The organism is Allobosea sp. (genome assembly GCF_048595345.1).
Classification (GTDB): Bacteria; Pseudomonadota; Alphaproteobacteria; order Rhizobiales; family Beijerinckiaceae; genus Allobosea.
This window is the reverse complement of sequence record NZ_JBMDWH010000240.1, coordinates 1-6,096: the sequence shown is the minus strand read 5'-3', so window position 1 is coordinate 6,096 and position 6,096 is coordinate 1. Positions and strand designations below refer to the sequence as shown.

The 6,096-nt window shown below is 66.3% G+C and carries 7 protein-coding genes; 6 read left to right on the top strand and 1 reads right to left on the bottom strand.

Annotated elements, in window-relative coordinates:
* The first annotated feature begins 3 nt into the window (after nucleotides 1-3).
* The 3 genes from urtC to urtE all read left to right on the top strand — a co-directional run bounded on the left by urtC (nucleotide 4) and on the right by urtE (nucleotide 2,763).
* Nucleotides 4-1,110, top strand: a complete 1,107-nt coding sequence (gene urtC, locus ACOJTB_RS20955) for an urea ABC transporter permease subunit UrtC (protein ID WP_420104458.1) — start codon at nucleotides 4-6, stop codon at nucleotides 1,108-1,110.
* Nucleotides 1,111-1,115: 5 nt separating this feature from the next.
* On the top strand, nucleotides 1,116-1,880 hold the full coding sequence (gene urtD, locus ACOJTB_RS20950) for an urea ABC transporter ATP-binding protein UrtD (RefSeq protein WP_420104457.1): 765 nt from the start codon (nucleotides 1,116-1,118) through the stop codon (nucleotides 1,878-1,880).
* Between the two features lie 187 nt (nucleotides 1,881-2,067).
* Nucleotides 2,068-2,763, top strand: a complete 696-nt coding sequence (urtE, locus tag ACOJTB_RS20945; RefSeq protein ID WP_420104456.1) for an urea ABC transporter ATP-binding subunit UrtE — start codon at nucleotides 2,068-2,070, stop codon at nucleotides 2,761-2,763.
* A 137-nt stretch (nucleotides 2,764-2,900) separates the two neighbouring features.
* Here the strand turns inward: urtE and ACOJTB_RS20940 are convergent, their stop codons facing one another.
* Nucleotides 2,901-3,365 (bottom strand): Lrp/AsnC family transcriptional regulator, encoded by a 465-nt coding sequence (locus ACOJTB_RS20940; protein ID WP_420104455.1) that lies wholly within the window; start codon nucleotides 3,363-3,365, stop codon nucleotides 2,901-2,903.
* 157 nt (nucleotides 3,366-3,522) lie between these two features.
* Here ACOJTB_RS20940 and ACOJTB_RS20935 point away from each other — a divergent pair, with 157 nt between their 5' ends.
* From ACOJTB_RS20935 to gnd, 3 genes are all read left to right on the top strand, one after another.
* Nucleotides 3,523-4,533 (top strand): 1-aminocyclopropane-1-carboxylate deaminase, encoded by a 1,011-nt coding sequence (locus ACOJTB_RS20935; RefSeq protein WP_420104454.1) that lies wholly within the window; start codon nucleotides 3,523-3,525, stop codon nucleotides 4,531-4,533.
* 6 nt (nucleotides 4,534-4,539) lie between these two features.
* Nucleotides 4,540-4,839: a hypothetical protein gene (locus tag ACOJTB_RS20930; protein WP_420104453.1), complete on the top strand. Its 300-nt coding sequence runs from the start codon at nucleotides 4,540-4,542 to the stop codon at nucleotides 4,837-4,839.
* Between the two features lie 89 nt (nucleotides 4,840-4,928).
* On the top strand, nucleotides 4,929-5,987 hold the full coding sequence (gnd, locus tag ACOJTB_RS20925) for a phosphogluconate dehydrogenase (NAD(+)-dependent, decarboxylating) (protein WP_420104452.1): 1,059 nt from the start codon (nucleotides 4,929-4,931) through the stop codon (nucleotides 5,985-5,987).
* Nucleotides 5,988-6,096 lie beyond the last annotated feature (109 nt).

The following is a 6,096-nucleotide window of genomic DNA, read 5'->3' as shown; positions in this document are numbered from 1 at the left end:
GGCATCTTCCTCGCCATCCTGCTGGCCCTCGCCCTGCTGGTGCCGCTCTCCAACCTGCTGCTGCCGGCCGGCTCGGCCCTGCATGTCCCGACCTCGACCATGTCGCTCTGGGGCAAATATCTCTGCTATGCCCTGCTGGCGATCTCGCTCGATCTGGTCTGGGGCTATTGCGGCATCCTCAGCCTCGGCCATGGCGCCTTCTTCGCGCTGGGCGGTTACGCCATGGGCATGTATCTGATGCGCCAGATCGGCACCCGCGGCGTCTACGGCAATCCGGTGCTGCCCGACTTCATGGTGTTCCTGAACTGGCAGGAGCTGCCCTGGTACTGGTACGGCTTCTCCTCCTTCCCCTTCGCCATGCTGATGGTGCTGGCGGTGCCGGGGCTGCTCGCCTTCGTCTTCGGTTGGTTCGCCTTCCGCTCGCGCGTCACCGGCGTCTATCTCTCGATCATCACCCAGGCGCTGACCTATGCGCTGCTGCTCGCCTTCTTCCGCAACGACATGGGCTTCGGCGGCAATAACGGCCTGACCGATTTCAAGGACATCCTCGGCTTCAACATCCAGGCGCAAGCGACCAGAGCGGCTCTGTTTTCCATGACATGCGTGATGCTCGCGGCCGGCTTCCTTATCGCGCGCGGCATCGTCGTCTCGAAGCTCGGCAAGGTGGTGATCGCGATCCGCGACGCTGAATCCCGCACCCGCTTCCTCGGATACCGCGTGGACCGGTTCAAGCTCTTCGTCTTCACCGTCTCGGCCTGCATGGCGGGCGTGGCCGGCGCGCTCTATGTGCCGCAGGTCGGCATCATCAATCCCAGCGAATTCGCCCCCGCCAACTCGATCGAGACCGTGATCTGGGTCGCCGTCGGCGGGCGCGGCACGCTGGTCGGCGCCGCGTTGGGTGCCGTCGTGGTCAACTGGGCCAAGACGATCTTCACCTCGGGCTTCATGGCGCCCTACTGGCTCTTTGCGCTGGGCGGCCTCTTCGTCTTCGTCACGCTGTTCCTGCCCAAGGGCATTCTGGGTACGGCCGAAGCGCTATGGGCGCGTCGGCGCAAGCCCAGCGCACCGCCAGCGCCGCCCCCGGCCGCCGAGCCGGCCCCGGCGGAGTGAAACCGATGAACGCTCCCAATCCCGGCCAGCTCACCTCCTCGCTGCTCTATCTCGACGGCGTCAGCGTCTCCTTCGACGGCTTCAAGGCCATTCGCGGCCTGTCGCTCACCATCGAACCGGGCGAGATGCGCGCCATTATCGGCCCGAACGGCGCGGGCAAGACGACGATGATGGATATCATCACCGGCAAGACCAAGCCCGATACCGGCACGGTGATGTTCGCCGGCTCGGTCGATCTCACCCGGCTCGACGAGGCGGCGATCGCCAATCTCGGGATCGGCCGCAAGTTCCAGAAGCCGACCGTGTTCGATTTCCACACGATCGAGGACAATATCCTGCTGGCGCTCAAGGCGAAGCGCACGGTGGCCAGAACCCTCTTCTGGAAGACCGAGCCCTCCCAGCAAAAGCGCATCGACGACATCCTCGGCATCGTGAAGCTCGCCGACAAGCGCGACGACCTCGCCGGTTCGCTCTCGCACGGCCAGAAGCAATGGCTCGAGATCGGCATGCTGCTGGCGCAGGACCCCAAGCTCCTGCTCGTCGACGAGCCGGCCGCTGGCATGACCGATGGCGAGACCGCGCAGACGGCCGTGCTGCTCAAGGAGATCGCGAAGGACCATTCGGTCATCGTCGTCGAGCACGACATGGGCTTCATCCGCGAACTCGGCGTGAAGGTCACGGTGCTGCACGAAGGATCGGTGCTGGCCGAAGGCCCGCTCGACCAGGTCAGCGCCAATGAGCGCGTCGTCGAAGTTTATCTGGGGCGGTGAGGATGATGAGCGCCAAACTGGCGGTTTCCCTCCGCCGTTATCCCGGACAAGCGGCAAAGCCGCGCCGATCCGGGATCCATGCCGCTACGCCTTGGGCAAAGGTTGAGGCATGGGTCCCGGGTCTCCGCTTCGCTGCGCCCGGGATGACCCGCGCCATTCTCCCGAAGGGCACTGCCGAGGCTGCATCATGCTGACCGTCGATGCCATCAATCTCCATTACGGCGCCGCGCAGGCGCTGCGGCAGGTGTCCATCGCGGCCGAGCCCGGCAAGGTCACTTGCGTGATGGGCCGCAACGGCGTCGGCAAGACCTCGCTGATGCGCGCCATCGTGGGCCACCAGCCGATTTCCGGCGGGCAGATCCGCTTCGGCGGACAGGATATTTCAGGCCTGCGCAGCGAGGATCGCGCCCGCGCCGGCATCGCCTATGTGCCGCAGGGGCGGGAGGTGTTCCCGCTGCTGTCGGTGAAGGAGAATCTGGAGACGGGCTATGCGCCGCTGAAGCGGCGTGACCGCTATGTCCCGGATGAGCTCTTCGACCTGTTCCCCGTGCTGAAGTCCATGCTGGGCCGGCGCGGCGGAGACCTCTCGGGTGGCCAGCAGCAGCAGCTCGCAATTGCGCGGGCGCTGGTCACCCGGCCCAAACTGCTGGTGCTCGACGAGCCGACCGAGGGCATCCAGCCCTCGATCATCAAGGATATCGGCCGCGCGATCGATTATCTGCGCTCGAAGGGCGACATGGCGATCGTTCTGGTCGAGCAGTATTTCGACTTCGCCCGCGACCTCGCCGACACGATGTTCGTGATGGACCGTGGCGAGGTGGTGCTGTCCGGGCCGATGAACGAGCTCGACGGCGCGCAGGTGCAGCGGCTGATCCAGGTGTGAAGGGCAGGCCGTCATGGTCGGGCTCGACCCGACCATCTCGGGAGGAGAGGGCGCTGGTCAAACAGATGCTCGGGGCAGGCCCGAGCATGACGACGCATTGACCCGCTGATCAGGAGTCAGCTGCTCGGCACTATCCCTCAAAACACCAGCGGCCGGTTCTCCACCACCTCCTTCATCACGAAGAACGTCCGGGTCTGTCGCACGCCCGGCAAGGCCAGCAGCGTCTCGGCGTGGAGCTTGTTAAAATCGGCGAGGTCGCGCACGCGGATCTTGAGGAAGTAGTCGAAATCCCCCGCGACGACATGGCAATCGAGCACCACCGGCAGCGCCGTGACCGCTGCCTCGAAGGCGCCGAAGCTCTCGGGCGTCGAGCGGTCGAGCACCACGCCGACGATGGCGAGCGTCCCGCGCTCGATCTTGCCGGGAGCGATCTGCCCGCGCACGCCGGTGACATAGCCTTCCGAAAAAAGGCGCTGGATGCGGCGGTGGCAGGTCGCCGCGCTGGTGTTCACCCGCTTGGCGATCTCGGCATTGCCCATGCGCCCGTCCGCCTGCAGCAGACGCAGAATCTTGAGATCGATGCGATCGAGTGCGGCGTCCATGAAAGGATCGTCCAAGATAAGGGCAATCTGTGGATTGTCAGACCGCAAATCGCCGTTTGCAAGGTCGATCTGCGACATTAAAGACCGCAAATTCGAAAGGACGTACCGAGGCAAATTTGCTAGATTTCTCCGAGGCTTAACGGAGCGAGCAAGACCCATGCTGGAGAAATTCGAGCGCTATTCCCTGACCTTCGGGCCGAGCCCGATCGAGAAGCTGCCACGGCTCTCCGCCCATCTCGGCGGCGCCGTCGAGCTCTATGCCAAGCGCGAGGATTGCAATTCCGGCCTCGCTTTCGGCGGTAACAAGCTGCGTAAGCTCGAATACATCGTGCCGGACGCGATCGCGTCCGGCGCCGACACGCTGGTCTCGATCGGCGGCGTTCAGTCCAACCACACCCGCATGGTCGCGGCCACCGCCGCCAAGATCGGCATGAAGTGCCGGCTGGTGCAGGAAAGCTGGGTGCCGCATGACGATGCCGTCTATGACCGGGTCGGCAATATCCTGATGTCGCGGGTCATGGGCGCCCATGTCGAACTGGTCGATGAGGGCTTCGACATCGGCATCCGCGAGAGCTGGGAGCGGGCGCTGGAGGATGTGAAGGCCAAGGGCGGCAAGCCCTATCCGATCCCGGCCGGCGCCTCGGTCCATAAGTTCGGCGGCCTCGGCTATGTCGGCTTCGCCGAGGAGGTGAGGGCGCAGGAGGCCGAGCTCGGCTTCCAGTTCGATTACATCGTTGTCTGCACCGTCACGGGCTCGACCCATGCCGGCATGGTCGTCGGCTTCGCCAAGGATGGCCGCCAGCGCAACGTCATCGGCATCGATGCATCCTTCACTCCGGCCCAGACGAAGGCGCAGGTGCTCGATATCGCGCAGAAGACCTCGGACCTCGTGGGAGGCAACGCGATCACGGCCGAGGATATCGTCCTCAACGAGGACTACGCCTATCCCGTCTATGGCGTCCCCTCGAAGGAGACGATCGAGGCGATCCGCCTGTCGGCCCGGCTCGAAGGCATGATGACCGACCCGGTCTATGAGGGGAAATCGATGCAGGGCATGATCGACCTCGTGCGCAAGGGCTTCTTCCCGGCCGGCTCGAAGGTGCTCTACGCGCATCTGGGCGGCGTGCCGGCGATCAACGGCTACAGCTACACCTTCCGCAACGGCTGAACCGCGATGGGGGCGATCCTCCTCGTCGAATGGCCGGCAACCGATCCCGCGCGGCGGCGCGAGACGGCCGGGAGACTTTCGGCGCTGGCGCTGCGCGATGCAGAGCGGCTCCTGTTCACGGCCGGTGACCCCTTTGGAGACGAGCCCGCCATGGTGCTGGCGGCCTCGTTCATCTCCCCCGAGCGGGCGCAGGCCGCGCTCGCCCGCTGGCGGGCGGAGGGCGCGCTGCCGGCGGATGCGCGCCTGCGGGTCCTGACCAGCGAGGCGAGAGGGGCCGCCGAACCGCCACTCCTGCTCTTTCCCTGAGCCGGCGGCTTGCCGACCGCGCCGCTTCCGGGCAGAACCTAGCCAAAGACCGCCGGCGCCCGATGTCGGCGCCAGCGGGAGATGCCCTGATGCAACTCGGAGTGATCGGCCTCGGCCGGATGGGCGGCAATATCGTGCGCCGCCTGATGCGGGCGGGCCATGATTGCGTGGTCTATGACCGCGACCCCAAGCCGGGCCAGGCGCTCGCCGCCGACGGCGCCGTGGTTGCCAGCGATCTCAAGGACATGGTCGCGAAACTTGCCGCGCCGCGTGCGATCTGGGTGATGCTTCCGGCCGGCAAGATCACCGAGGGTACGCTGGCCGAGCTCGCCGGCCTCGTCGCTCCCGGCGACACGCTGATCGACGGTGGCAACGCCTTCTGGAAGGACGATGTCCGCCGCGGCAGGGAACTGGCCGGGAAGGGCATCCACTACATGGATGTCGGCACCTCCGGCGGCGTCCATGGTCTGGAGCGCGGTTACTGCCTGATGATCGGCGGGGCCAAGGAAGCCTTCGACCGGCTGGAGCCGATCTTCAAGGTGCTGGCGCCCGGCAAGGGCGAGATCGAGCCGACGAAGCATCGCGAGGGCCGCAATCCCACTGCCGAGGAAGGCTATCTGCATTGCGGGCCGGTCGGCTCCGGCCATTTCGTCAAGATGGTCCATAACGGCATCGAATACGGCATGATGCAGGCCTTCGCGGAAGGGTTCGACCTGCTCCGCAATGCCTCGGCCAAGGAAGGCCTGCCGCCTGATTACGGCTTCGATTTCGACGTGACCGAGATCGCCGAGGTCTGGCGCCGCGGCTCGGTCGTCACCTCCTGGCTGCTGGACCTCACGGCCGAGGCGCTGGCCGCCGACGAGGAATTGGCGGCCTATACCGGCAACGTCTCCGATTCGGGCGAGGGCCGCTGGACGGTCGACGCTGCGGTCGAGACCGCGACCCCGGCCGAGGTTTTAACCTCCGCGCTCTTCGCCCGTTTCCGCTCCCGCGTCGACCACACCTTCGGCGAGAAGGTTCTCTCGGCGATGCGCGCCGGCTTCGGCGGCCATGTCGAGCCCAAGCCCGGCATCGTCCAGCCGGCCGGCCCGGTCGCCGTCGGGGCCGACACCGTCCCGGTCTCGACCAGCCCGAGCGGGAAGGGCTGAGCGGTGGCTGCCGAGCAGAGCCGGCGGGCCGAGCCCGCCGTCATCGTCGTCATGGGCGTCGCCAGTTCCGGCAAGACGTCGCTGGGCGAGCGGCTTGCGGCACGGCTGG

Excerpts from the sequence above, each read along its gene's own strand:
- urtD (WP_420104457.1), top strand. The coding sequence starts at position 1,116 with ATGAACGCTCCCAATCCCGGCCAGCTCACCTCCTCGCTGCTCTATCTC.
- urtE (WP_420104456.1), top strand. The coding sequence starts at position 2,068 with ATGCTGACCGTCGATGCCATCAATCTCCATTACGGCGCCGCGCAGGCG.
- ACOJTB_RS20940 (WP_420104455.1), bottom strand. The coding sequence starts at position 3,365 with ATGGACGCCGCACTCGATCGCATCGATCTCAAGATTCTGCGTCTGCTG.
- ACOJTB_RS20935 (WP_420104454.1), top strand. The coding sequence starts at position 3,523 with ATGCTGGAGAAATTCGAGCGCTATTCCCTGACCTTCGGGCCGAGCCCG.
- ACOJTB_RS20930 (WP_420104453.1), top strand. The coding sequence starts at position 4,540 with ATGGGGGCGATCCTCCTCGTCGAATGGCCGGCAACCGATCCCGCGCGG.
- gnd (WP_420104452.1), top strand. The coding sequence starts at position 4,929 with ATGCAACTCGGAGTGATCGGCCTCGGCCGGATGGGCGGCAATATCGTG.